The following is a 23,358-nucleotide window of genomic DNA, read 5'->3' as shown; positions in this document are numbered from 1 at the left end:
CTCACGCCGCAGTCTCGGGCTCGACATAGCGCGGGAACAGGCCCTGCGGTGCCGGCAGCGGGATTTCGGCCTCGAGCGGTGTCGAGAGCGAGGCGAAGTCCCGCGCTGCTTCCGACACGCCAAGCTGCGTCAGGAGCTTGTCCATGGTACCCGGCATATAGGGTTGCAGCATGATGGCAATATGGCGCATCGCCTCATGCAGCACTCGCAGAACGGTCGCCATACGCACGAGATCGGTCTTCTTCAAAGCCCAGGGGGCCTGGCGGTCGATATAGCTGTTACAGGCACGGATGACCTTCCAGACCTCCTCGAGACCGTCTGTCAGCGCAAAACGCCCCATCTGGCCGCGCAGCAGCTCCGGCAGGAGCGATGCGCTGGCGAGAAGCGCCTGATCGTCGTCGGTCAGCGCGCCGAAGGCAGGGAGCTTTGCCTCACAGTTGCGGGCGATCAGGCTCAGCGTCCGCTGGGCGAGATTGCCAAGATCATTGGCCAGTTCGACATTCAGGCGATTGACGAGCGAGCGCTTGCTCAGATCGGAATCCCCGCCGAACGGGACTTCGCGCAGCAGGAAGAACCGCACAGGATCGAGACCATAGCTGGTGACCAAGTCGCGCGGGTCGATCACATTGCCGATCGACTTGCTCATCTTCTCGCCCTCGATCGTCCACCAGCCATTGGCGAATACCGATTGCGGCAGATCGATATCGGCAGCCATGAGAAAGGCGGGCCAGAATACCGCGTGAAAGCGGATGATATCCTTGCCAACGATATGCGCCGAAGCGGGCCAGTATTTCATGCGTTCTGCACCGAAATCCGGATAGCCAAGCGCGGAGAGGTAATTCGTCAGCGCGTCGAACCAGACATACATCACATGGTCCGGATCATTCGGGACCGGGATGCCCCATTTGAAGCTCGTGCGGCTGATCGAGAGGTCCTTGAGTCCCTGACGGACAAAGCTCACGATCTCGTTGCGCCGACCCATCGGGCCGAGAAATTCCGGGTGCTGCTCATACAGGGCGAGCAGTCTGTCCTCGAACGCCGAGAGACGGAAGAAATAGGAGGGCTCGCGCACCCACTCGACCGGGGCACCGGTGGGAGCCGTCTTGCGGCCATCCGCATGGGTTGTCAGCTCATCTTCGGAATAGAAGCACTCATCCCGCAGGGCGTACCAGCCCTCATAGGCGTCGAGATAGATATGGCCATTTGCGGCGACCTTTTCCCAGAGCGCCTGAGCCGCCTGTTTGTGGCGCGGCTCCGTCGTGCGTATGAAATCGTCATAGGAAATACCCATGGCGTCGGCCATGCTTCGAAAATCGCCCGCGATGCCATCCGTAAAGCTCTGGGTGTCGATCCCAGCAGTCTGGGCTGCCTGCTCGACCTTCTGTCCATGTTCATCCGTCCCGGTCAGAAAGAACACGTCCTTGCCGTCCAGACGATTGAAGCGCGCCAGAACATCGGCTGCTATGGAGGTATAGGCATGACCGATATGCGGAGCGCCATTCACGTAATAGATGGGGGTGGTGACATAGTAGCGTGACGTCATGGGGCACTCGCAATGGCGGCTGCCTGTCTGACAGCCTGATTCTTGTCCAGGTTGAACCGCTCTGTCTCGCGCTGCAGCGCTTGGAGGGACGCGAAAGCCTCCGCGGCCTTGCTGGCTTCGGTCAGCTTCCCCTGCCCGGCCAGTTGCCTGGCCCGGTTCGCTAGCCCCTCTCCTAGCAAAGAACAGAGCACGGCAAAACCATCATCATGGCGCAGTAATCCGGCCAGAGTGTCCGGTTCGATTACCGTGCGCCCCTCCAGCAAAGCCTGGGCCAGCTGGCGTGCAGCGTCGTCCGTGCTCTGGTCGCTGGCGAGCACCCGCCCTGGTGCGCCCTGAGCCTGGGCAACAAGCGCGGGGAGGCTGTCGGCAGCCCTACCGTGACGGGAGAGGACCTGACGCGTCTCCTCATCGGAAAGGGGATCGAGGCCAAGAAGTCGGCATCGGCTGCGTATGGTTGGAAGCAGCGCTGACGGTGCCGGACAGGTCAGGAAAAATATAGTGTCGGTCGGGGGCTCTTCCAGCAGTTTGAGCAAAGCGTTGGCGGCATTGCGATTGAGCGCTTCGGCAGCATCCACAATGACGACACGCCAGGCCCCGTCGGCAGCCGTGTGATGCAGGAAATCCTGGACCGGACGGACATCGTCGATGACGATCTCCTGACGCATGCGCTTTCGCTTCTCGTCCATATGTCGGGTGATGAGCAGCAGGTTGGGATGCGTGCCGGCTGTGATCTGGCGCCCTGCCCTGCTTTGCGGATCTGTGCCGCCCAGGAGCAGGCGGGCGCAGGCAAAGGCAAAGCTCGTCTTGCCGATCCCCGGTTCGCCATGGATCATCCAGCCATGATGCAGCCGCCCCGACTCATGGGCGCGGCGAAACAACAAGAGTGCCTCGGCATGGCCTGTCAGAGGTGAGGCGGCAAGAGAGTCCCGCTCGCTCATCTCGGCAAAGAGGGGCTGACGATGGCGAGGATGGCCGCGGCCACGTCTTCGGGGCTCTGTGTGGCGTCAACGGGGCGAATGCGCGCCGGAGCAGTTCGTGCCAGATCGGCAAAACCCTGCGCGATACGGTGATGAAACTCGGCTTTCTCCGCCTCGTAACGATCGGGTTTTCCGCCACGGGCAGCGATGCGCGCCGCGCCGATCTCGGGCGGCACAGTCAAAAGAAGCGTGAGATCGGGCTCGCAGTCGATCAGACCACGCAGGGCATTGATGAACTCGAGAGTCGCCACTTCGCCTCGCGCCAGCCCGTAACCTTGATAGACGAATGTCGAGTCATGGAAGCGGTCGCAAAGCACGATTTCGCCCCGCGCCAGAGCAGGGAGAATGACATGATCCAGATGATCGGCGCGGGCGGCCATATGGGCAAGGGCCTGCGCTCTGAGCGAAAGTGGTGCCTCACTGAACAGGATCAGTTCGCGCAGGGCTTCCGCCCCCGCTGAGCCTCCTGGTTCACGGGTCAGGACGACCTTGCGGCCCTGAGCGGTGAGGGTCTGATGGAGCAGGCGGATCTGGGTTGATTTTCCCGCCCCCTCTCCACCCTCGAAGGTGATGAAAAGTCCTGCCACGCCTCAGCTATGCGGCAGAGGCTTGGGGCCATGACCCAGACGGGCGAGCGCGCGTCCGACGAGGCCCAAACGCGGCACGGCATTGGCCGCGACAAGATCGAGGCGGATATCGGGCATGCCCTGATTTTGCAGCACGAGCGCGCCCAGTGTCTGACCTGCCATGACCGGAGCAATGGCAGGAGACGGATATTCCACACTGATCTTGCTGCGCTGCTGCCAGCCATGCGGCAGTGTCAGGACGATATCACGCGTGCCGACCAGCGCGACCTCGGCGGCTTCACCCATATAGACCGGCATGTGATCGACCACCTGACCGTGGTGGAACAGGGTGACGTTCTCGAAATTGGCGAAGGCCCATCCGAGAAGGCGTTCGCCCTCATGGGCGCGCTCATTCATGGACGAGGTACCGTTGATGGTCATGATGACACGACGACCATCACGCTTCGAGCTCGCGCAGAGACCAAAGCCACCGGCATCCGTGTGCCCTGTCTTCAGACCGTCTGCCAGACCCTTATCGACCAAAACATTGCGATTGCCCTGCTTGATATTGTTGTAGGTAAACTCTGTGGCGGAGAAGAGGTGATAATATTCGGGATAGTCACGGATCAGATGCATCGCCACGCGGCAGACATCGCGTGCGCTCATGTATTGCGATTCATCCGGCAGGCCGGTGCAGTTCATGAAATGGGTATTGTTCATGCCCAGCTTGGCCGCCGTCTGGTTCATCAGATTGACGAACTGCTCTTCGGACCCGGCAATGCCCTCCGCCAGAACGATGCAGGCGTCATTGCCCGACTGGATGACCATACCCTCGATCAGGTCGGACACGGTGACGCTCTGCCCCAGGGGCACGAACATCTTGGAGCCCTGGGTGCGCCATGCCTTCTCGCTGACCGGAAGGGACTGGGTGAGCGTGAGGTGTCCAGCACGCAGCATGCCGAAGGTGATGTAGGCGGTCATCATCTTGGTCAGTGACGAGGGCGGCATATGCTCGTCAGCTGCTTTTTCCAGAAGGGTCGCGCCTGTATCGAAATTGATGATGCAGGCCCAGCGTGCAACCGTATCGAGCGGTCCGATAGGTGTTGTGGCAGGTGACGCGCCGCCGGACGCAGGAGCGCCGGCGGGCGTTGACGGGGCGGCGGCGCTCGCTGCTGCTTTGCCGCGTCGCGGACGCGCGAAGGCAAACTGAGTTGAAGCGGCTAGTCCAGCCGCACCCGAGAGCAGAAAACGTCTTGTCCGCACGTCAACACCTTATTTGGCCACGATATGCGCGCCGGTGCCACCGCATTGGCGCGCTTGTGCTAATGCCCTATCCGCCTCGGGCACTGTTGTGAAGGGGCCGAGTGAAACCAGCCATGGAAGTCCGTTGCTAACTCCGGCTTGGGCCACGATGTCCGCTCCGCATTGGGCTGCCACGCGCGACGCTGTGGCATGACCCGAAAAACTGCCTAGGACGACGTGATAGGCCACGTAATCAGGCTGCCCCTGCATCACCGTCTGAGGCATGTCTGGCACGTAGAGGGCTCTTGCTCCGGTCGATGCCTCGGTCGATTTCAGGCCGAGCGTTTTCGTGCTGCCGTCATCGAGCGATTGCGCCACGATGGCCTCCCTCGGAGCGGCTGCGATCTCGAGCTTCGGTGCATTCGGGTTGGACTCGGCGATCTGTCGGCTCAAAGCCTCGTCCTGCACGATCTCCACCGGTGTGGGAGCGGACTCCATGCCGAGCAGGGTCGCCACGCGGGGCGTCACAGCCAGCATACGCCCTGAGCTGGAGGGGCCGCGGTCATTAAGCCTGATGCGGACGATCCGCCCATTGGTCAGATTGCGCACGCTCACGACGGCGGGCAATTGCAGCGTCTGATGTGCGCCGGTCATGGCCTGGGCCGACCAGACCTCGCCGTCAGCCGTCAGCCCGCCCCTGGGCTGTGCCTGAATGACAGCGAGGCCGGTTTCGGACAGATCGAAATGCTCGGCCGGGTAGAACCATGTCTCCGTGCCTTGCCATGCCGTTCCGATCACATAATGGGGAGCTGATTTCTGGGGCGGGGCGTCGTGATGACAGCCTGCCAGAGTAAGCCCTGTCCCACCCAGGATCGCGAATGCGAGCGCCTTAAGCGACTGCATAGCCAAGCAATCCAACACCAAGAGCATAGAAATCCGAGGGGTTATAGCGTCTGATCACGTCGAAATTCTTGTAGACCATGAATGCTTCGGTGCCGGGGCCGTCCGGTCGGATTACCGCCCCTGAAACGTCCTCACGTGTGAAGGCAGAGCCGTCCTCACGGCGCACTCCGAGAGCCATCCAGGCTGAAAGGCTCTGCTTGTTCCCACGACCGAGCTGCGTTTGCGCGATCTCGCGCGTCAGTTTCACGGGCTGGCCCCAGGGCGCGTCGGCCTGCCAACCGCAGCTATGGAGGTAGTTGCCTACAGACGCGAAAACATCGGGTTCGCTGGTCCATATGTTGCGCCTGCCGTCATGATCGGCATCCACGGCATAATGCAGGTAGGCGCTGGGCATGAATTGCGGCTGTCCCATCGCGCCGGCATAGGAGCCGAGCATGGTTTCCGGCTGGATATCGCCATGGTCGAGAATCTGCAGCGCCTTGAACAATTCACCCCGAAAGAAGCTTGCGCGCCTGCCGTCATAAGCCAGGGTTGCGAGGGCATCGACGACAGAGAACGTGCCGATCTTTCGCCCGAACCCTGATTCCAGGCCCCAGATACCTACAATCACGCGCGGGTCCACCCCGTAGAACGTGCCGGTGTTTTCCAGAAGCTGGCTGCGGCTCTGATAGGCCGCCTGACCCTGGCTGATGCGTGTGGCGCTGATGACGCGCTCGCGATACTGCGCCCAGGTGAGTGTGAATTCGGGCTGATGACGGTCCAGCTTGATGACCCGCGCATTGGGTTCTTTGGTCATCGCCAGAGCGCGCGTCAGCGTGGCGGCATTGATGCCCTTACCCAGAGCCTCGCTTCGGACCGAGTCGAGAAAGGCAGCATAACTGCCGCCCGACGCCGGGGCGGCGCTCTGCCTTGCTACATGGTGCTGGAGCGTTCGCGCGACGCCGCTCCCGCTCAGGCAGGGAGCGGCCATGACGGCAGCCAGTAACGAGCGTCTGTTCAGCACCTTGGTCTATCCTCGCCAGTTCGGTCCTTGCGGGATGCCGAAACTGCCGCTCAGCGACGAAGCGGACGGCCCTCGGCAGCACCATGCATGATGAAGTGCAGGAATGGATTAATCGTCAAGGGGATGTCCGGATTTGCCGCGATATACTCGGCCACGCTGAAGAAGCCGTTCGGGTCACGGCCTTCAAGGTAACCATGGGTCATGAAGTGCTCGACGGCATCCATGCCGCATGCCCCCACGTCGGGATAAGCGGCCAGATACCAGGTGGAATCGAAGTAGAGCGCCTCAGAGGGATAGGCAGACGTCTCAACCATTGCCTCCTCAGGTGCCGCCGGCGGCATCTCGTGATCGGATGGTTCCACGGCGAGCTCAGGGTTTGCAGGCGCCGCGACTGCTGCCGAGGTGTCGGGAGTGTCGGCCTGCGTTTTTTTTCTTGCTGCGGTCGTCCGGGACCGGGCTGCTTTTGCCAAGAGAATATCCCCCGATAATACTGTCTGCGCGTTGATCGACCCGGTGCTGCGAGATGCGCCTCTCCCGCTGACGGTTCATAACACATCCGGGCTAAAAGGTGCGGAAACCCTTTACCAGCCCGATAGCGTTAATGACCGTTTCCGGCTCGTGGTCTCATCGTCATTGCTCTCCATTCGGCGAGAAAAAGGCGTAAGACTGATCGGCGATTTTCTAGGGGATGGGCTAAGGGCGGTCCAGTGACAAATTGCGCGAAAAACGGCCATTATTGAAGTATTACGAAACGATCATGAGACTTGTCATGCAGATTTCAAAATATTGCGAGGCAATCGTTAAACCGTTAATTGCTGGTCGGGTCGGATCTTCCTGCGATCTGCGTCCTTGTGGGAGGCGACTTCCACACGGATACGTTATATTGAGAGAACCGACGTGATTTCTGTTTTGACCTTCTCGTGGGCGGCGTTTCATGAAAACTGACAAGCAGGATGCGCCGGTCAACCTGCTGGACGTTGCGCGCGAGGCCGGGGTTTCCCGGGCGACAGCATCGCTCGTCCTACGCAATAGTCCTCTGGTGGCCGCCGCGACACGGGAGCGCGTGCAGCAGGTCATGCAACGCCTGGGCTATATCTATAATCGTGGGGCTGCCAATCTGAGGCAGAACAGGACAAATACGATAGGACTGGTCCTCTCCAACATCTCCAACCCGTTTTTCAGTACGCTCACCGCAGGTGTTGAAGAGGCGAATGACGCGTCCGAAATCGTATGCTTTATCGCGGATAGCGCGGAGTCACCTGAGCGTCAGGCCAGGCAGATCCAGCGCCTTCGCGAGCATAATATCGACGGTCTGATCCTGTGTCCCGCCGTCGGGAGTGACGAGCGTGTCATCGCGGATCTCGACCGGCTCGGCCTGCCTTTCGTGCAGGTTCTGAGAGAGATCCCCGGCTGCGCGCGTGATTACGTGACCGTGGATTACGCGGCGGGGATCGACGAGGCGATGGCACATCTGGTCACCGCCGGTCGGCGGCGCATTGTATTCATCGGAAATTTCAGCACGCATTCGGCTGCGCGTGCCCGACTGGAAGGGTTCAATCGCGCTGCCGCGCGGCTCGGACTGCCTTCCTTGCCCGTGATCGCCGGAGGACGGGACAACCGGTATGATGAGGCAGCGCTGGACGAGATTCTTGCCTCCTCCGAGCCACCCGAGGCCGCGATCTGCTATAATGACATCATCGCCCTGGCGGTGATGGGACATCTCAGACGCCGGGCAATCGGCGTAGGGTCGGACTTCTCTGTGATAGGCATGGATGATCTTTCTTCAGCGTCGGCCTCCTACCCTGCCCTGACGACAATCGCGACCATGCCTCATCGTGTCGGTGAGGCGGCGGCGCGCCTGCTGCAAAAACGAATTTCGCGCCCTGCCAAACGTTCCGAACAACTGGTCATTACACCACGCCTCATCGTGAGAGAGAGTGCGTGACAGGTCATGGCCAGGATGGCCGGAAGGATGAGTTCACAGAGGAGTGATGTTCGTATCACAAAAATTCTGTGACTTTCCGCGTGAATGAGCGCTCATATGCCATTACAGAATTGTTAGATCCCTTCCGCGACATATCTCAATCATTCCTCAAGCCCTTATTTTACGCCTTTGGTATCAATTTAGATCGATCCAAAAGCGGAAAAAGGATAGAAAACCGAGAGAGGTCTGCGGGCAGAGCATGGAGACCACGAGACGCCGAATGTGATGATGATGTGATCCTTGTCGTATCCGTCACCCCTTCCACGTTCGCGATCCTCCCGGTCATTCATGCTTTTCCCCGCAATGCGTTGACGGGATCGGATGAGGTGCAGATATGGTAGCGCTTACCTTGACCAAGACCCATGCCCCGGTGGCAGCGCATTCCGTGACCGATCGTGAAGCGGACCGGCAGCGACCCGAGATGTCTGCCACCGAACTCAGACGAGCCGCGTGGACGTGCTCGATCGGCAGCGCGATGGAATATTATGATTTCGCGCTCTATAGCCTGGCTTCGACGCTTGTCTTTGCGCCGCTTTTCTTTCCGAGCGGCATTCCCGGGCTAGGGCTGGTGGCGAGCTTTGCCACCTATTTCATCGGTTTCGCGGTACGTCCGCTTGGCGGCATATTCTTCGGGCGGCTGGGGGATCGTTACGGTCGCAAGAAGGTTCTGCTCCTGACCGTGACCTTGATGGGCCTTGCAAGCGCCCTGATCGGCCTCATTCCCTCCTATAAATCGATCGGCTTTGCCGCGCCGCTCCTGCTGGTATTTCTGCGGATGGCCCAAGGTTTCGGCGCGGGAGCCGAGCAGGCGGGTGCAGCCGTCATGATGACAGAATGCGCCCCCCGCCGCCGCCGGGGCTACTACGCTGCCCTTCCCTTTCTTGGCATCCAGATCGGCACGGTGGCTGCCGGACTGATCTATTATGCCATGCTCACCGGTGTGCCCGATATCAGCCAGACCATGCTCTGGCGCGTGCCCTTCGTCGGTAGCGCAGTGCTACTTCTGATCGCGCTTTACATGCGGCTGCGCCTCAAGGAGTCACCCACTTTCGCCAAGATCAAGGCGGAAGAACACCATGGGGAGTCCAGCTCCATTCGCGGGACGCTGCAATCGTCGTGGCGCCCTATCCTGGCCGGTATGGGCCTGCGCATGGCTGAAAATGGCGGATCGTCGATCTATCAGGTCCTCGCGATCAGCTATCTTGTCCATACGATCGGCATGAACAGTCAGTGGGGTACGCTCGTCCTGATCGGTGCGGCACTTGTCGGGGGCGTGACCATCCCCGTGGCGGGTTGGCTGAGTGATCGTTTCGGCCGGGTGCGCGTCTATCGCGGCTTCGCTATTCTTCAGGCCGCAAGCGCCCTGCCCGTCTGGTACATATTCAGTCAGGGCCATCCCATTCCGTCAGCCATTGCGCTCTCCTTCGCGCTGGGCGTGGCCACCTGGGGCATGTTCGGCACGCAAGGCGCTCTTCTCCCCGAGATGTTCGGGCTCCGCCATCGCTATACGGCGGTCTCGTTCACGCGTGAGTTTTCGTCCGTGATTGCGGGTGGCGTATCGCCCATGGTCGGGCAATTTCTGATTGCCCTGTTCGCCCGATTTCATATCGGCGGTATCGGTTCAGGGAAATACGCCTGGATCCCACTCTCTGTCTATGTGGTGTTCCTGGCCTGTCTCGCCATCGCGGCCACGTTCTATATTCCCGAGACGCGTGGCCGTGATCTCATGGCACAGGAAGACGCATTGTGAGGAACCTACGACCCTCGTTTTTGCGCCGCCTCCTCGGCGCGCCCAGCAGGGGGACGCCCTCCCCGCTGCCCGCTCATTCTGATCGCAGACTGCGCTTTTCTCTCCGGACAAGCTGAACCGCCATGACTCTTCTCGACACACGACCCCACCTCGATATCCGCCCCGCGGTTCGCGAGTTGCTCAGCGCCCGCCGATCCGGTCAGGTTCTCGCCGTCCTGCCGGATGCCGATCAGGTGACGACCGAACAGGATGCCTACCGCATTCAGGATGCCGTCGTGGCGGGACTGATAGATCGTGACGGGCCGGTGACCGGGTGGAAGGTTGGATCGGTCACACCGGCAGCCGAGCCGTTTGCGGCGCCCCTGCATCGTTCCACCCTGTTCGAGGGCGATACGATCCTGCCCGAAGGTTTTTGCCGCCATTACGGCGTCGAAGCCGAGATCGTCTATCGTTTCGGACGCGATCTGCTCCCGAGAGCCCGATCCTGGTCTCTCGATGAGGTTCTCGACGCCGTGGTCTCTGCCCATAGTGCCATAGAGATCATCGACACGCGGTTCGAACGCCCAAATTCGCAGCCGCGCCTCATCCATCTGGCCGATCAAGCCAGTCACGGCGCTCTCATCGTTGGGCACGGAGAGACCGAATGGCGCCCTATGAGCCCGGTCACCGAAACTGTTCGGCTGAGCTTCAGCGATGGCAGGGTGGTGGAGCATATCGGCGGAAATTCGGCGGGCGATCCGCGTCGCCTCCTGGTCTGGCTGGCCAATCATGCATCATCGCGTGGTTTACCCCTCCTTGCCGGGACCATGGTGACGACGGGCTCGATGACCGACACCTGCTTCGTACCCGTCGGGACATCGGCAACCGCACAGATTGCTCATCTTCCTCCAGTGACCGTCCGGATTGCCTGAGCGCGGTGATCGCGCGGCGCCGGACGTTATTTCCCGTATCCAGTTCCAAGCCAAATGCCCAAGAATGAAAGACACCGGATCATGAAACCCGATATCCTCCTCATCGAACCCATGATGCCCGCCATCGAGGCCGAGCTTGACGCTGCCTATCAGGTCCATCGCTGGAATGGTCAGCCTCTCCCGGCGAACAGCCCGATACGCGCTGTGGTCACGGGTGGTGGGACAGGTGTGCCATGTGCGGTGATGGACAGCCTTCCTGCCCTGGAGGTGATCACGATCAACGGGATCGGTACCGATGCGGTCGATCTCGTCGAAGCGGCGCGCCGTGATATCGCTGTCACGGTCACGCGTGATGTCCTGACCGACGATGTGGCCGATCTTGGCATGGCCCTCATGCTTGCTGCGATGCGCGATCTCGTCCCCGGAGACAGGCTGGTGCGCGACAGTCTGTGGGGAAAACAGGGCTTGCCGCTTGCGCGCAAGGTGTCAGGGGCAAAACTCGGCATCGTCGGGATGGGCCAGGTCGGCCAGGCGATCGCGCGACGCGCCCGGGCGTTTTCGATGGATGTTGCCTATTTCAGCAGACGTGATCTCGCTCTGGACGGCGTTCCGTTCCACGCCTCCCTGATCGACCTTGCTTCATGGAGCGACGTGCTTGTCATCGCAGCATCGGGAGGTGCTCAGTCGCGTCATCTGATCAGCCGCGACGTGATCGATGCGCTCGGTCCTGATGGCCTGTTGGTGAATGTTGCCCGTGGCAGCGTCGTGGATGAGGAGGCGCTCGTTGCGGCTCTTGTCGAGGGGCGGCTCGGCCGTGCGGCGCTCGATGTCTTCACGGATGAGCCCAATGTTCCCGATACCCTGAAAACTCTAGATAACGTGGTGCTTCAGCCTCATCGCGCCAGCGCAACGCTGGAGACGCGCACGGCGATGGGGCAGCTCGTGCTCGATAATCTTGCTGCACATTTTGCCGGACGCCCGCTGCTCACCCCTGTGATCACGGTTGATACGCCAAAGTCGGCGGCTCAGGCGAAAGCTGCTTCACGCGCGGGAGTGCCCGAACCCGCCAGTTCCTGACGTCTCGCAGAGGTGGCCGGGATAAGCGCGCATCGCGTGATCGCGCTTATCCCGGCGCTTTGCCAGACAAACCGGCCGCACGTTTTCTGCATTTCGCTTGTACCTGTGTCCCGATGCGGAGCGCGTTGATCCGGCCCTGAGATCGCCCACGCGCCTTCACTTTCAACGGTGCCTTATCATGTCAATACGGTCCAATTCCGGGGCCCCACCAGTCGTGGGGTCATGGCTGAATCACGTCCGCCATTCAGGATGTGCTGGGTTGTCAGCGCTGGCGATCGCCCTCGCAATCCCTTCGGCCCATGCCCAGTATCGGGGTCCTGTTTCCGAGACTGCGCCTCTCTTCGCACTGGATACGCCCACATCCTATGCCAATACGCCCTTCACGCCACCGGTGGAAAGCATGGTCCTTCCATGGGAGCGTCTCGTCAAACGGCTGAACAGGCACGGCATCGGCATTGTTGTCGATTACACCAGCGAGAGCGCCATGGTGCTCAATGCCGGTCACGCAGGTGATGCCGGTTATGCCCACCAGATCGGCGTCGAGCTCGATCTCGACTGGGAGAAACTTGTGGGGTGGCGCGGCTTCGTGACCCATGCAGTGATCGTGAACCGAGCCGGCCATAATCTGGCGACCGATCTTGGAGAGAAATCGCTCAACGGCTTTCAGGAGATCTATGGCGGCGGCGGGAATGTCGGCGTGCATCTGGTCTATGTCTATGGCACGCAGAACCTGCTGAAAGACCGGATGCAGGTCGCGATAGGCAAAATGCCGGTAAATATCGACTTCGCCAATTCGCCTCTGTTCTGCACCTTCATGAACAAGTCCAATTGCGGGATCCCGAAATCCCTTACTCGTACCGCTGCAGGTTACGGCACCTATCCGGGATCGACCTGGGGGGCACGCATACGCTACTGGCCGCTGCACGGGGTCTATGCCCAGACGGGACTTTATGGGGTCAATCCGTACCTGAACACCAATCAGTATGACCGCACCGGTTTCAGGATGGGAACGGAGCTTTATACGGGTGTCTACATCCCCACCGAAATCGGGCTCATCCCGTCCTTCGGCAAGAACCAGCTCGTTGGGCACTATAAATTCGGCGTGGCCTATGATTCATCGAATTACCGCGATCTTTATTATGATGCCGCAATGAATCCGGCAGCCGCGACCGGGCAGCCCTATCGCTGGACTAACGGCAAGACCCAGCTCTGGCTGCAGGGCGACCAGATGATCGTTCGCAATGGTCACGGTCCCCTGCAGGGCATGTATGTCCTGGCTGGCGCAACCAAAAGCCAGGGGGAAAACAGTCCCTATGACTGGCAGGTCTATGCCGGTCTTGTCGATCGCGGGTTCTTCAGATCGCGCCCCAAGGACACGTTCGGCGTGGAGTGGTCCGAGACCTTCGCCAGTCGTCAACTCGTCGCATCCCAATGGATCCGGTATCGCCAGGGCCGCTCCCTGCCGGGTAATGCCACCTATCCGCAAAGCCATCTGATGACATTCGAGGCGACCTATAACATCCATGTCTTCCGCGGATTATCGATCCAGCCCGATTACCAGCATATCTGGCGTACGAATCTCCAGGCCGATAAACCGCAGGTGGATGCGGTGGGTCTCAAGATACATGCCGTTCTCTGAGGCGGATTGTTGTTCAGGATGTAAACGCAGTGCCCCGAACAGTCGCGTATCCTGGGGCGCGAGGGTCATCACAGTCGTGAAGTGACAGGACCATCAGACATTGCCACGATGATCCCCATGATGGACACGCTGATATTCCGCCTCAAGTTCAGGCAACTCCTCCTGTTGCGGCAGATCAGTATCGAGCCATCCCTGAATCGTGCAGCACGCTCCCTCAACCTTTCCCAGCCTACGGCTTCAAAGCTGCTACAGGATATGGAGACCGACCTTGAGGCACAGCTCTTCGAGCGTCACGCTCATGGGTTGACCCCTACAGGCGCAGGCCTGGTCGCGATACGCCATGCGGAACAGATACTGGCCGATCTCGGACGCCTGCGTCACGATCTCCAGGCGGTCAAACGCGGTCTGTCCGGTACAGTGCGTATCGGCGCCATCGGCGCTGCGCTGCATGATCTCGTTACCCCGGTGCTGTCCGATCTCGCGCAGTCGCATCCCGAGATCAATGTGACCCTTCAGGTCACCACGAGCGACGACCTTATGGAGATGTTGCAGGCGGGGCGGATCGATCTTGCTCTCGGGCGCCCGGTGGAGGGCGTATCGCCCGGCCTTCTCATGGTCGAGGAAATGGCGCCCGAACCACTGCATGTTGTCGCTGGGGCCCAGAATCCGCTGCTGCAGGGCCAGACCTTTACGCTTGAGACGCTCTCCGCCCTGCGCTGGATCGTGCCAGTGCGGCCCAGTCCAATGCGCAAGGCTGTCGAGGCGATATTCACGATGGCGCGACTGCCACTGCCGGAACATCCCATCGAGGTTTCCTCGATCCTCGCCACGATCGACCTTCTGGCTCAGTCCGACATGGTCTCTGCCCTGCCCGGATCGGTCTGCGCGCTCTTCGCAGGGTCAGGCATGGTGCGGATATTGCCGGTTTCCCTGCCGGATGTGATCGGCCCGTATTTTCTCATGCGCATGCGTGAGCGTAACATGACCCCGGCTGTGGCACATCTGGCTCGGCAACTGAGAGAGCGGGCTATCGGATTATCCGATAGCGCCATTCAGGAAGTCTGATCGACAACCGGAGTAGTCTGGCGCTTCCTGACGGCCTGTTTGTTGACCAACCAGGTGACGCGATATCATGCATGTTCTCATTCTCGGCGCGGCAGGCATGCTGGGCCGGAAGCTGACAGAGAGCTTCATCGAAACACCGACTTCGGCCTCTCCCCGTGCGGCCCATCTCACGCTTGTCGACATCATTGCGCCCGAGCGCCCCACCCAAGGTGTCGCCTGGCCGCACTGCGAGATTACGACACTCGCGGCAGATCTTTCCGCTCCCGGTGGTGCAGAGAAGCTTATCGCTCTCAGGCCTGACGTCATCTTCCATCTGGCGGCGGTCGTTTCCGGCGCTGCGGAAAAGGATATGGCGCTTGGCTATCGGGTCAATCTGGACGCGACACGCTCCTTGTTCGAGGCGATCCGTGTGGCTCATGAAAGCGATGGCTACAAGCCACGCCTCGTCTTCACGTCGTCGATCGGGGTTTTCGGACGCCCCCTGCCCGATCTGATCCCCGACAGTCAGGCTCCTACACCCGAAAGCAGCTATGGCACCCAGAAGGCCATGGCCGAGCTCCTGCTCAGTGACTATGCGAGGCGGGGTATCTTCGATGGTGTGGCGCCCCGTCTGCCGACGCTTTGCGTACGCCCCGGTGCGCCGAACGCTGCGGCATCCGGCTTCTTTTCAAGCATCATCCGCGAGCCTTTGATCGGGCGGGAGGCCGTGCTCCCTGTCCCAGCGGACACGCGCCACTGGCTGGCGAGCCCACGTGCCGCAGTCAGGGCGCTCCGCCATGCCGCAGAGATTGATTACGACCGCGTGCGCCCACGATGCGTGTTTACGCTGCCTGCTTTGAGTGTGACCGTCGAGGAGCAGATCGAGGCCCTGCGTCACATTGCAGGAAACCGCGTTGTCGCCTTGATCCGTCAGGAGCCGGACCCCTTCATCCAGCATTTCGTCTCAAGCTGGCCCAAGGCGTTCGATACGCACTGGGCCCTCTCTCTCGGTTTCACAGCCGATGAGTCGTTCGACGGGATCATTCGCACCCATATCGAGGACGAACTCGATGGGAGGCTTGGGGGCACGCCTTTGAGTGCAAACCCGACATGGGTGGCACCGCAAGCCGTCGCCGCTCCCACATGGTCGGGCGCCGCTCCGAAAAAGCCCGCCGCGCCGTGGTCCGCGAGAAACTGGCCCATCGCTGCGGCCATGATTCAGTATCCGGCGCAGCTCCCGGATGGGAGTTCCGTACAGGATCAAACGCCCGAAGGCTGGGCTGCCACGATCGCGGATGTCAGCCGGGCAGGTTTCACAGAGCTGGACCCTACCGATTCATGGCTGCGTGTCGCGGATCTGGCGCCGTCGCGCAGGAAGGAATTCCTTGCGGTATGCGGCGAAGCCGGTCTGACCATCCCCGCAATATCGACATCACGGCGTTCGGTGATCGATCCCGATCCGGCCAAGGCGGCCGCGTATCTTGCCTATATTCATCGTGTGATCGATGTGGCGCCGGAAATGGGGGCGCGCGAGATTGCGGTCGGTTTTGCCACAGCGCTGAACGATGCGCAGAAAAAGGCGCTCTGGTTCTGGACTGCACAGGGGCATCGCGACCCCGATGACGCGGAAACCTGGAACCTCGCTGTCCATCGCATCCGCGAGCTTTCCGCTCACGCACAGAGCGTTGGCGTGACGCTCTCGCTGGAGATGTATGAAGACACCTATCTTGGAACGGCAGAGTCGAGCGTGCGCTTCCTGCACGATGTCGATCACCCGGCCTGCGGCATCAATGCGGATATCGGTAATCTCGTGCGCCTGCATCGCCCGGTGGAACACTGGCACGGTATGATGACGAAGCTGGCCCCGTTCCTGCGTTACTGGCACGTCAAGAATTATCTGCGTACCGAAGATGCAACGACAGGAATGATCGTCACGGCCCCGGCGCCAATGGAGCAGGGAGTTATCAGCTATCGCGCGGCCATCAACATGGCGCTGGCTCACGGCTATGCCAGTCCCTTCCTGGTTGAGCATTATGGCGGCGATGGGCTGAGTGTCGCGGCAAGGAACCGTGACTATATTCGCGGGATCCTGCCGCTATGAGCGCACTGGTTCATGAGATTGGCTCGCGGCTCGCGCGCAAACTGGCACGGATGAGCGCCGGAGAAGACGGCCCCACGGATTTCATCCTTGCCGATGCGAAAGACGCCGATATGGCTGGCGGTCTCTCGGCCCTGGGGGTGAACAGGGAGACTGGTCGCGCCTGCACCCTCCCCGAATTCGATGCGGCTATCGGGGAGATCGTCAGGCAGGACCTGATCGATATCCTGCTCGCCTCTGTTTCGACACTGGAGCGATTGCAATCGCGCAATCAGTTCGACAATTCTGCAGTCGCCCAGGCGGTACGCCTGAACGATACAAGCGATCTGTGGCGCATTCGCGGAGCAGATTACGAGAAGCAACCCTCGGTGCCGTTTGCAACCGCGAAGCTGGCGCAATGCCCGGCAACGCTCGGTTTGTATTCGATGACTTTCAGCGGCGATGCCTGCCACGATGCAGAGGCGCTTGAGCGATATCGCCGGTTCCGTGAGGCCGCACAGGCAAATGGCGTGGCGCATTTCCTTGAGGTGTTCAATCCGGTTGGGTCACGCCTGGACAAGGTCGATTACGGGCCTTTCCTGAACGATATGGTCAGCCGCGCCCTCGCAGGCATGCAGACGAGCGAGCGCCCGGTATTCCTGAAACTTGCCTATAACGGAGCCAGCGCTTTCGAGGAGCTCTGCCGATATGACCCGTCTCTTGTGGTGGGCATTATGGGCGGCAGCAGCGGTACGACGCGCGACTGTCTCGAACTGCTGCACCAGGCGCAAAACGCTGGTGCGAGAGCCGCCTTGTTCGGGCGCAAGATACTGGATGCCGAGCATCCTCCCGGCATGGTGGAGATGATGCGCGCGGTCACAGATCGCCGCCTGAGCCCGGGTGAGGCCGTCGACCATTATCACATGATGCTCGAATCAAGGGGGATCGTTCCCCGCCGCCCCTATGCGACGGATAGCGAAATCACCGAACCAGCGCTCCTCGAAGGATGAGAGCCTGAAGGCTCGTTAGGGAAGAAGAAGATGGTCGATATCTGCGGCGAAGAAGACGATTTCGCGACCCATGGTCTGCGCGCGTTCAATCATATTTTCCAGGACATCGTCAGGCCCGTCCGGAGCGGGGCCCTGCGCGCCCAACCGGGCAAGGAAGGCAAGGTCACCGTGCTCGTCGGCGGTGGGTCGGGACATTATCCCACCTTCTGCGGTTTCGTCGGCCCCGGCTTCGCCGATGCGGTCGTAATGGGAGGGATTTTTGCATCTCCCTCGATTCAGGCTGTCGCGACCATCGGGCGCCTCGCCCATCGGGGCGGTGGGATCGTCATGGGCTTTGGCAATTACGCGGGCGACAATCTCAATTTTGGTATTGCCGCTGAAAGACTGCGCGCAGAGGGGATAGACACGCGCATTGTCGTAACAACCGATGATGTGGCCAGTGCGCCCTCGGATACCCCTGAGCGTCGACGTGGTGTTGCGGGCGATATCATTGTGTTCAAGATCATGGGCGCTGCTGCCGATGAAGGCTATGACATCGATGCTGTTGAGGCTGTGTCCCGCAAGGCGAACGACCATACACGTTCCTTTGGCATCGCATTTGACGGTTGTGCTCTCCCCGGAGCGCCGGAGAAGATCTTCACCGTAGCCGAGGGGCGTATGGCGCTTGGCCTCGGTATCCATGGCGAGCCCGGCATTGAGGAGCGCGACATCGCTGCGCCTGCCGAGATCGCTGCGGAACTCTATCAGCGTGTGATGGCTGAGCGTCCCCCCGAAGCCAGACGCCTGGCCGTGTTGCTCAATGGCGCCGGCGCCACGGCAACGGAAGAGCTGTTTGTTCTGTGGAACGAGCTCGAAGTGCTGTTCGAGCGTGATGGTCTCACCCTTGTGGCGCCCCTCGTCGGTTCCTACGCCACAAGTCTCGACATGTATGGTTGCTCGCTCACCATCACCTGGCTCGATCAGGAGCTGGAGCGTTTCTGGCGTGCTCCGGTGAATTCTCCCGCTTTGTGTCGCCATGCCGTCGAGGGAGACTGGGTGCCGGCATCACGTCAGTCCGTTGCCGAACTGCCTGTGCATTACGAGCGGGCGGAGACTGCCGATGCTGCGCGGGCGGGGCAATGCATTGCGCGCGCCATGGCGTTGCTTTCACGAACCATGCAGGAACATGAGGCAATGCTTGGCCGTATCGACGCCATTGCGGGTGATGGCGACCATGGTCAGGGCATGGCGCGTGGTGCGCGTGCCGCCGCAAGAGGCGCCCGGCGTGCGGCCGATGAGGGAGCAGGCGCCCGCACCGTGATGGAGGCCGCGGCAGATGCCTGGGGAGACCGCGCCGGTGGAACCTCGGGTGCATTGTGGGGCGAGGCGCTGTTCGCCTTCTCGACCCTGCTCGATGACCGCTCGTCTCTGAGCGCCGCCACAGTTCGGCAGGGCATGATCAAGGCGGCACGGCGTGTCAGGCAGATCGGCAAGGCCGAGCCGGGGGACAAGACTCTCGTCGATGCGCTCGCCCCCTTCGTCTCGGCTCTTGAAGAGGCACGTCCGGAGGCAGAAACCATAGCGGCAAGCTGGAACAAGGCTGTGGCACGCGCCCATGAGGGTGCCGAGGCGACGAAAGCCTTCGCGGCAAGGCGCGGTCGCGCCAAGACGCATGGCAATCACAGTCTCGGCCACCCTGACCCGGGTGCCCTCTCTTTCGCCCTCGCGATGGAAGCCCTGGCGGCCCTGATGGATGATCTGGCCTGAAAGGATGAACGGTAGCAGCCCTGTGCCTGCCTGAAGGGCGCGTTGGAAGTGGAGGGAATCATGGATTTTGTAGACGCTCATATGCATCTGATCGATCCTGAGCGTCTGCCTTATCCCTGGCTCTCCCCGCCATTCGACCCGGAAGGGCCGAATGGCGACACCTCCGCGATTGCAAAACCCTACACGTTGCAAAGCTATGGGCAGGATATCAGCCGTTGCAAGGTGCGGGGGCTGGTCCATGTGGAAGCAGGTGTCGGGCTGGATGACGGCAGTGTCGAACTTGCCCATATCCATCAGATTCTGACCGAAGCGCTCTCCTCTCGTCAGGCGGCAGGGTCGATAGGTCTTGAAGGCGCCGCTATCGTTGCCTACGCGTCGCTCCACACTCCTGATCTTGCGGCGCGCCTCGATGTTTTGTCCCGTTTTCCGCTGCTGCGTGGCGTGAGGCATATCGTCAACTTCCATCCGAGTAGACAGAGAGCCTATCCAGGGCCGGACCGGACGCTCGATCCCGTATGGCGCGAGGGGCTGGCCATGCTGGCAGCGCGGGATCTGAGCTTCGACCTGCAATGCTTCCCTGAGCAGATGCCCGGACTTGCGGCCCTCTTCCGTCATCATGATTCGCTGCGCGTCGTGATCGATCACCTCGGTATGCCGCTTCTCGATGAACCCGGGGGATACCATGTGTGGGACGCTGGGATGACCGCCATGGCTGCCTGTCCGAATGTTCAGGTCAAGCTATCGGGCTTTGGGTTCCTGCGTCGCGACTGGGACTATGGGGATGTCGCGCCTGTTATCTCCAGGGTGATCGACCTGTTCGGCATCGAGCGATGTATGGTGGCCTCAGATTTCCCGACCGATCTGCTTTTCGCCCCGGCGCAAAAGACGCTGGATTGCATTGCCCGGTTCAGCACGACTCTCAGCTTTGACGAGAGAGCCGCCCTCCTTGGTGGCAATGCGGCTCGCTTTTATCGTCTCGGCTTCACGTTCTGAAGCACGGCGTAAGGAGTTCAGGCCGCATTGCGCCTCGTGAGCCACCCAGATTGAAAAGGTTAACCCATGCTTCTCACGGACAAGATTTTTGCCATCACCGGGGGCGCCTCAGGGATTGGGAGAGCCGCCGCCCTCGAGGCTGCACGCCATGGGGCCGACATTGCCATCACGGACATCGCACCGGTGGAGGCTGCGGCCCCACTACTCCGGGAGATTGAATCGCTGGGACGCCGCGCCCTCTACGTTCAGGGAGATGTGTCCAAGCCCGAGACAGCCGGGGCCTTCATGGCTGCCATCAAGGAGGAACTGGGCGGGCTGGACGTCTTCGTCAGCAATGCCGGAATTTGCCCTTTTCACGGATTTCTGGATCTCCCGAAAGAGATCCTGACGAAAACAGTCGAGGTCAACCTGCTGGGCGCGTTCTACATGGTGCAGGCGGCGGCCCGGATGATGGTCGATGAGGGCCGGGGCGGGTCGATTATCGCCGTTTCGTCGATCTCTGCCTTGGTCGGAGGAGAGTTCCAGACCCATTACACGCCGACCAAGGCCGGCGTTCTTTCGCTCATGCAGTCCACCGCCATCGCGCTCGGGCGCCATGATATCCGGTGCAATGCTATCCTGCCGGGTACAATCCGGACCGCGATCAACCACGATGATCTCTCTGACCCCACGAAGGCGGAGGCCATGATGGCGCGTATCCCGCTGGGCCGATTCGGTGAGGCCGAAGATCTTGCAGGGCCTATCGTGTTTCTCGGGTCATCGATGGCCTCCTACATCACCGGGGCGTCTCTCCTGGTCGATGGCGGATGCTTCGTGAACCTTCAATGATCATGGAGTTCGACGCACTGGACATCCTTCGTGACTGAGAGTCCCGACCGGTAACCCGGAACCATGTGCCACCCCCGTGAATCGTCGGGGGGCGAGGTGGCGTTTTGCATGTCCCCGTGGCACATGATGCGCCATGTCCGATGGCGCCCCTTTTCATGCAAGCTCGCTTTATCACCTTCTCTCGGTCGCAGGCGCGGCCTGGTGGTCGAAGGGGCTGGCTGTGATCACCGGCACCTTCATTCTCGAAGATGCCACGACCATGATCGCGGCCATGGCTGTGGATGACGGGCGCATCGGTGCGACCCTTGCCCTGATTTCACTCTATATCGGCGTGGCCGTAGGAGATCTCGGTCTGTACGGGTTGGGCGCCCTCGGTGCGAAATGGCCGCCAGCGCGTCGCTGGCTCACCTTGCCCAAGCACGACAAGGGGCGCTCATGGTTTCAGCGCAATGTGGTGCGCACGGTGATGATAAGCCGGTTCATACCGGGGGCCCGCCTGCCGCTTTATACGGCATGCGGTTTCTTCCGCGCGCCCTTCGGCGCGTTTGCGGCCAGTGCAGTTGTTGCTACACTCATCTGGACTTCCTTGCTGTTTGGCGTGTCGCTGCATGTTGGCGGATGGTTGTCGGTTCATATGGCAGGCTGGCGCTGGTTCGGTATTGCTGGCTTCGTTCTGACCATTCTTTTCGTCGGGCGTCTCATCGCCCGGTTCCAGACATTCAGTGACTGATCGCCCGATGCTCCAGACCATTCATTCCTCTCACGACGACAAGATCGGCGCGCCGGAGGCCCTCCCGACAGTCTCCGGGCAGGGCGAGACACAGGAAAAGGCTCCGCATCCGCTGTCTCTTTTCGAGTTCTGGCCCGGGTCGATCTTCTATACGCCAATCGTGCTCTACTGGATCGGGATGGGACTGCGTTACGGCGATTTCAGCGTGCCGAGCGCTGCAAACCCGCTGATTGAGACCGGTGGACTCTGTGGAGAAAGCAAGAGCGGCATACTCGACCTCGCCGGGCCGGTCGCGAAGGCATGGATTGCCCCTTACGTCACCCAGATGCTGCGTAAAAACCGGCGCGAAGACGACGCGCGGGAGTTGATGCGCGCAATGGCGGAGAAGCAGATCGGCTTCCCGGTCGTGATCAAGCCCGATATCGGCTGCAACGGGACCGGCGTGAAGCTGGTCCGGTCGAAGGATCAGGTTTTGCCGGTCCTGCGCGAATTTCCCTCCGGCGTTCGTATCCTTGCTCAGGCTCTGGCTGAAGGGCCGGTCGAGGCAGGTCTGTTCTACATCCGTGAGCCGGGCGCGCGCGAAGGGCGGATCACCTCGATCACCTACAAGGAAGCGCCCGTGATGACCGGGGATGGTGTCGCGACCATACGGGAGTTGATTGCCCGCGACGCACGAACCAATCTCCTGCCCGATATCTACCTGCCGCGCCTTCGCGACCGCCTCGATACGATCCCTGAACTGGGGGAGCAGGTCCAGCTCGTCTTTACCGGCAATCATTGCAAGGGATCCATTTTCCGTGATGGGCGCAAGGACGCCACCCCTGCGCTCTGTGCCCGTCTCGATGAGATCATCGGCGACGTCACCGAATTTCATTTCGGTCGTATCGACGTCAAAGCCGCGTCGGTCGAGGAGCTCAGGCGGGGTGAGAATTTCGAGATCATCGAGCTCAACGGGGTCGGTTCGGAAGCGACCCATATCTGGGATTCCCGTACCACGCTCTGGGAAGCCTATCGCGCCCAATTTTATCATTATCGGGCGGCTTTTCGCATTGGCGCCATGAATCGCGCCCGAGGCTGGAAGACCTGTGGCGCGTACACGATGCTGCGTTACTGGCGCAAGCAGCGCAGATTGCTGGCGCTCTATCCGCTGAATGACTGAGTAGCTTTGCTGGTATCCGGCTTGCGCGCATGGTCGCGCTGCGGCGCGGCGCTTTCTAGTGCGGCCAGGATCAGGCGAATCCCCGCCCTCGAATGGTCGAGACCTCAGGCATATCGGGTCTGGTTCGACGACGATCGGAGCGCCGCGATCCCCGCGTGAACGTCATGACGGGTGAG

Annotated in this window: 20 protein-coding genes; 13 read left to right on the top strand and 7 right to left on the bottom strand. The window is 61.0% G+C overall.

The genetic code is table 11. From position 1 onward, the window contains the following. Position 1: 1 nt before the first annotated feature. From metG to AA0535_RS01775, 7 genes are read right to left on the bottom strand one after another with little or no spacing between them, the layout of a single operon-like run. Positions 2–1,543 (bottom strand): methionine--tRNA ligase, encoded by a 1,542-nt coding sequence (gene metG, locus AA0535_RS01805; RefSeq protein ID WP_264814195.1) that lies wholly within the window; start codon positions 1,541–1,543, stop codon positions 2–4. Next, positions 1,540–2,481, bottom strand: coding sequence for an AAA family ATPase (locus tag AA0535_RS01800; RefSeq protein WP_264814194.1), 942 nt, complete (start codon positions 2,479–2,481; stop codon positions 1,540–1,542). The genes metG and AA0535_RS01800 overlap by 4 nt, the downstream gene beginning before the upstream one ends. Continuing rightward, on the bottom strand, positions 2,478–3,107 hold the full coding sequence (gene tmk, locus AA0535_RS01795) for a dTMP kinase (protein WP_264814193.1): 630 nt from the start codon (positions 3,105–3,107) through the stop codon (positions 2,478–2,480). The genes AA0535_RS01800 and tmk overlap by 4 nt, the downstream gene beginning before the upstream one ends. A 3-nt stretch (positions 3,108–3,110) precedes the next feature. After that, positions 3,111–4,349, bottom strand: a complete 1,239-nt coding sequence (locus tag AA0535_RS01790; protein ID WP_264814192.1) for a D-alanyl-D-alanine carboxypeptidase family protein — start codon at positions 4,347–4,349, stop codon at positions 3,111–3,113. Positions 4,350–4,358: 9 nt separating this feature from the next. Next, positions 4,359–5,231, bottom strand: coding sequence for an SPOR domain-containing protein (locus tag AA0535_RS01785; RefSeq protein WP_264814191.1), 873 nt, complete (start codon positions 5,229–5,231; stop codon positions 4,359–4,361). Beyond that, positions 5,218–6,231 (bottom strand): lytic murein transglycosylase, encoded by a 1,014-nt coding sequence (locus AA0535_RS01780; RefSeq protein WP_373319253.1) that lies wholly within the window; start codon positions 6,229–6,231, stop codon positions 5,218–5,220. The genes AA0535_RS01785 and AA0535_RS01780 overlap by 14 nt, the downstream gene beginning before the upstream one ends. A 53-nt stretch (positions 6,232–6,284) precedes the next feature. Then, complete coding sequence (locus tag AA0535_RS01775; RefSeq protein WP_264814189.1) at positions 6,285–6,704, bottom strand: hypothetical protein; 420 nt, start codon at positions 6,702–6,704, stop codon at positions 6,285–6,287. Between the two features lie 464 nt (positions 6,705–7,168). Between AA0535_RS01775 and AA0535_RS01770 the strand changes: the two genes are divergently transcribed. From AA0535_RS01770 to AA0535_RS01710, 13 genes are all read left to right on the top strand, one after another. Continuing rightward, positions 7,169–8,179: a LacI family DNA-binding transcriptional regulator gene (locus AA0535_RS01770; RefSeq protein WP_264814188.1), complete on the top strand. Its 1,011-nt coding sequence runs from the start codon at positions 7,169–7,171 to the stop codon at positions 8,177–8,179. 373 nt (positions 8,180–8,552) lie between these two features. Next, entirely contained in the window at positions 8,553–9,968 is a 1,416-nt protein-coding gene (locus tag AA0535_RS01765) for an MFS transporter (protein WP_264814187.1), read from the top strand. A gap of 122 nt (positions 9,969–10,090) precedes the next feature. Beyond that, positions 10,091–10,879: a 2-keto-4-pentenoate hydratase gene (locus tag AA0535_RS01760; RefSeq protein ID WP_264814186.1), complete on the top strand. Its 789-nt coding sequence runs from the start codon at positions 10,091–10,093 to the stop codon at positions 10,877–10,879. 81 nt (positions 10,880–10,960) lie between these two features. Continuing rightward, positions 10,961–11,956: a 2-hydroxyacid dehydrogenase gene (locus tag AA0535_RS01755; RefSeq protein WP_264814185.1), complete on the top strand. Its 996-nt coding sequence runs from the start codon at positions 10,961–10,963 to the stop codon at positions 11,954–11,956. Positions 11,957–12,215: 259 nt separating this feature from the next. Further along, positions 12,216–13,595 (top strand): carbohydrate porin, encoded by a 1,380-nt coding sequence (locus AA0535_RS01750; protein WP_264814184.1) that lies wholly within the window; start codon positions 12,216–12,218, stop codon positions 13,593–13,595. Between the two features lie 117 nt (positions 13,596–13,712). Next, positions 13,713–14,660, top strand: coding sequence for a LysR family transcriptional regulator (locus tag AA0535_RS01745; protein ID WP_264814183.1), 948 nt, complete (start codon positions 13,713–13,715; stop codon positions 14,658–14,660). A 67-nt stretch (positions 14,661–14,727) separates the two neighbouring features. Then, complete coding sequence (gene denD, locus AA0535_RS01740) at positions 14,728–16,740, top strand: D-erythronate dehydrogenase (protein WP_264814182.1); 2,013 nt, start codon at positions 14,728–14,730, stop codon at positions 16,738–16,740. Next, on the top strand, positions 16,737–17,726 hold the full coding sequence (locus AA0535_RS01735) for a hypothetical protein (protein ID WP_264814181.1): 990 nt from the start codon (positions 16,737–16,739) through the stop codon (positions 17,724–17,726). Before denD ends, AA0535_RS01735 begins: the two co-directional genes overlap by 4 nt. A gap of 30 nt (positions 17,727–17,756) precedes the next feature. Beyond that, on the top strand, positions 17,757–19,472 hold the full coding sequence (locus AA0535_RS01730) for a dihydroxyacetone kinase family protein (RefSeq protein WP_264814179.1): 1,716 nt from the start codon (positions 17,757–17,759) through the stop codon (positions 19,470–19,472). 60 nt (positions 19,473–19,532) lie between these two features. Beyond that, on the top strand, positions 19,533–20,465 hold the full coding sequence (locus AA0535_RS01725; protein WP_264814178.1) for an amidohydrolase family protein: 933 nt from the start codon (positions 19,533–19,535) through the stop codon (positions 20,463–20,465). A 66-nt stretch (positions 20,466–20,531) separates the two neighbouring features. After that, positions 20,532–21,293 carry an SDR family NAD(P)-dependent oxidoreductase gene (locus AA0535_RS01720; protein WP_264814177.1) on the top strand — a complete coding sequence of 254 codons (762 nt, stop codon included), beginning with the start codon at positions 20,532–20,534 and terminating at the stop codon, positions 21,291–21,293. Between the two features lie 133 nt (positions 21,294–21,426). Then, positions 21,427–22,023 carry a DedA family protein gene (locus tag AA0535_RS01715; RefSeq protein ID WP_264814176.1) on the top strand — a complete coding sequence of 199 codons (597 nt, stop codon included), beginning with the start codon at positions 21,427–21,429 and terminating at the stop codon, positions 22,021–22,023. A gap of 7 nt (positions 22,024–22,030) precedes the next feature. Beyond that, positions 22,031–23,182, top strand: coding sequence for a D-alanine--D-alanine ligase (locus AA0535_RS01710; protein WP_264814175.1), 1,152 nt, complete (start codon positions 22,031–22,033; stop codon positions 23,180–23,182). Positions 23,183–23,358: the final 176 nt, after the last annotated feature.

The organism is Asaia krungthepensis NRIC 0535 (assembly GCF_025995175.1).
Classification (GTDB): domain Bacteria; phylum Pseudomonadota; class Alphaproteobacteria; order Acetobacterales; family Acetobacteraceae; genus Asaia; species Asaia krungthepensis.
Note: the sequence above shows the minus strand (reverse complement) of the source record. Positions and strands in the feature narration are given on the sequence as shown.

What these genes read in the sequence shown, in the direction of transcription:
- denD (WP_264814182.1), top strand. Translation starts at nt 14,728, where the DNA reads ATGCATGTTCTCATTCTCGGCGCGGCAGGCATGCTGGGCCGGAAGCTG.
- metG (WP_264814195.1), bottom strand. Translation starts at nt 1,543, where the DNA reads ATGACGTCACGCTACTATGTCACCACCCCCATCTATTACGTGAATGGC.
- AA0535_RS01785 (WP_264814191.1), bottom strand. Translation starts at nt 5,231, where the DNA reads ATGCAGTCGCTTAAGGCGCTCGCATTCGCGATCCTGGGTGGGACAGGG.
- AA0535_RS01755 (WP_264814185.1), top strand. Translation starts at nt 10,961, where the DNA reads ATGAAACCCGATATCCTCCTCATCGAACCCATGATGCCCGCCATCGAG.
- AA0535_RS01735 (WP_264814181.1), top strand. Translation starts at nt 16,737, where the DNA reads ATGAGCGCACTGGTTCATGAGATTGGCTCGCGGCTCGCGCGCAAACTG.
- AA0535_RS01800 (WP_264814194.1), bottom strand. Translation starts at nt 2,481, where the DNA reads ATGAGCGAGCGGGACTCTCTTGCCGCCTCACCTCTGACAGGCCATGCC.
- AA0535_RS01745 (WP_264814183.1), top strand. Translation starts at nt 13,713, where the DNA reads ATGATGGACACGCTGATATTCCGCCTCAAGTTCAGGCAACTCCTCCTG.
- AA0535_RS01720 (WP_264814177.1), top strand. Translation starts at nt 20,532, where the DNA reads ATGCTTCTCACGGACAAGATTTTTGCCATCACCGGGGGCGCCTCAGGG.
- AA0535_RS01760 (WP_264814186.1), top strand. Translation starts at nt 10,091, where the DNA reads ATGACTCTTCTCGACACACGACCCCACCTCGATATCCGCCCCGCGGTT.
- AA0535_RS01710 (WP_264814175.1), top strand. Translation starts at nt 22,031, where the DNA reads ATGCTCCAGACCATTCATTCCTCTCACGACGACAAGATCGGCGCGCCG.
- AA0535_RS01715 (WP_264814176.1), top strand. Translation starts at nt 21,427, where the DNA reads ATGTCCGATGGCGCCCCTTTTCATGCAAGCTCGCTTTATCACCTTCTC.
- AA0535_RS01765 (WP_264814187.1), top strand. Translation starts at nt 8,553, where the DNA reads ATGGTAGCGCTTACCTTGACCAAGACCCATGCCCCGGTGGCAGCGCAT.
- AA0535_RS01770 (WP_264814188.1), top strand. Translation starts at nt 7,169, where the DNA reads ATGAAAACTGACAAGCAGGATGCGCCGGTCAACCTGCTGGACGTTGCG.
- AA0535_RS01730 (WP_264814179.1), top strand. Translation starts at nt 17,757, where the DNA reads ATGGTCGATATCTGCGGCGAAGAAGACGATTTCGCGACCCATGGTCTG.
- AA0535_RS01725 (WP_264814178.1), top strand. Translation starts at nt 19,533, where the DNA reads ATGGATTTTGTAGACGCTCATATGCATCTGATCGATCCTGAGCGTCTG.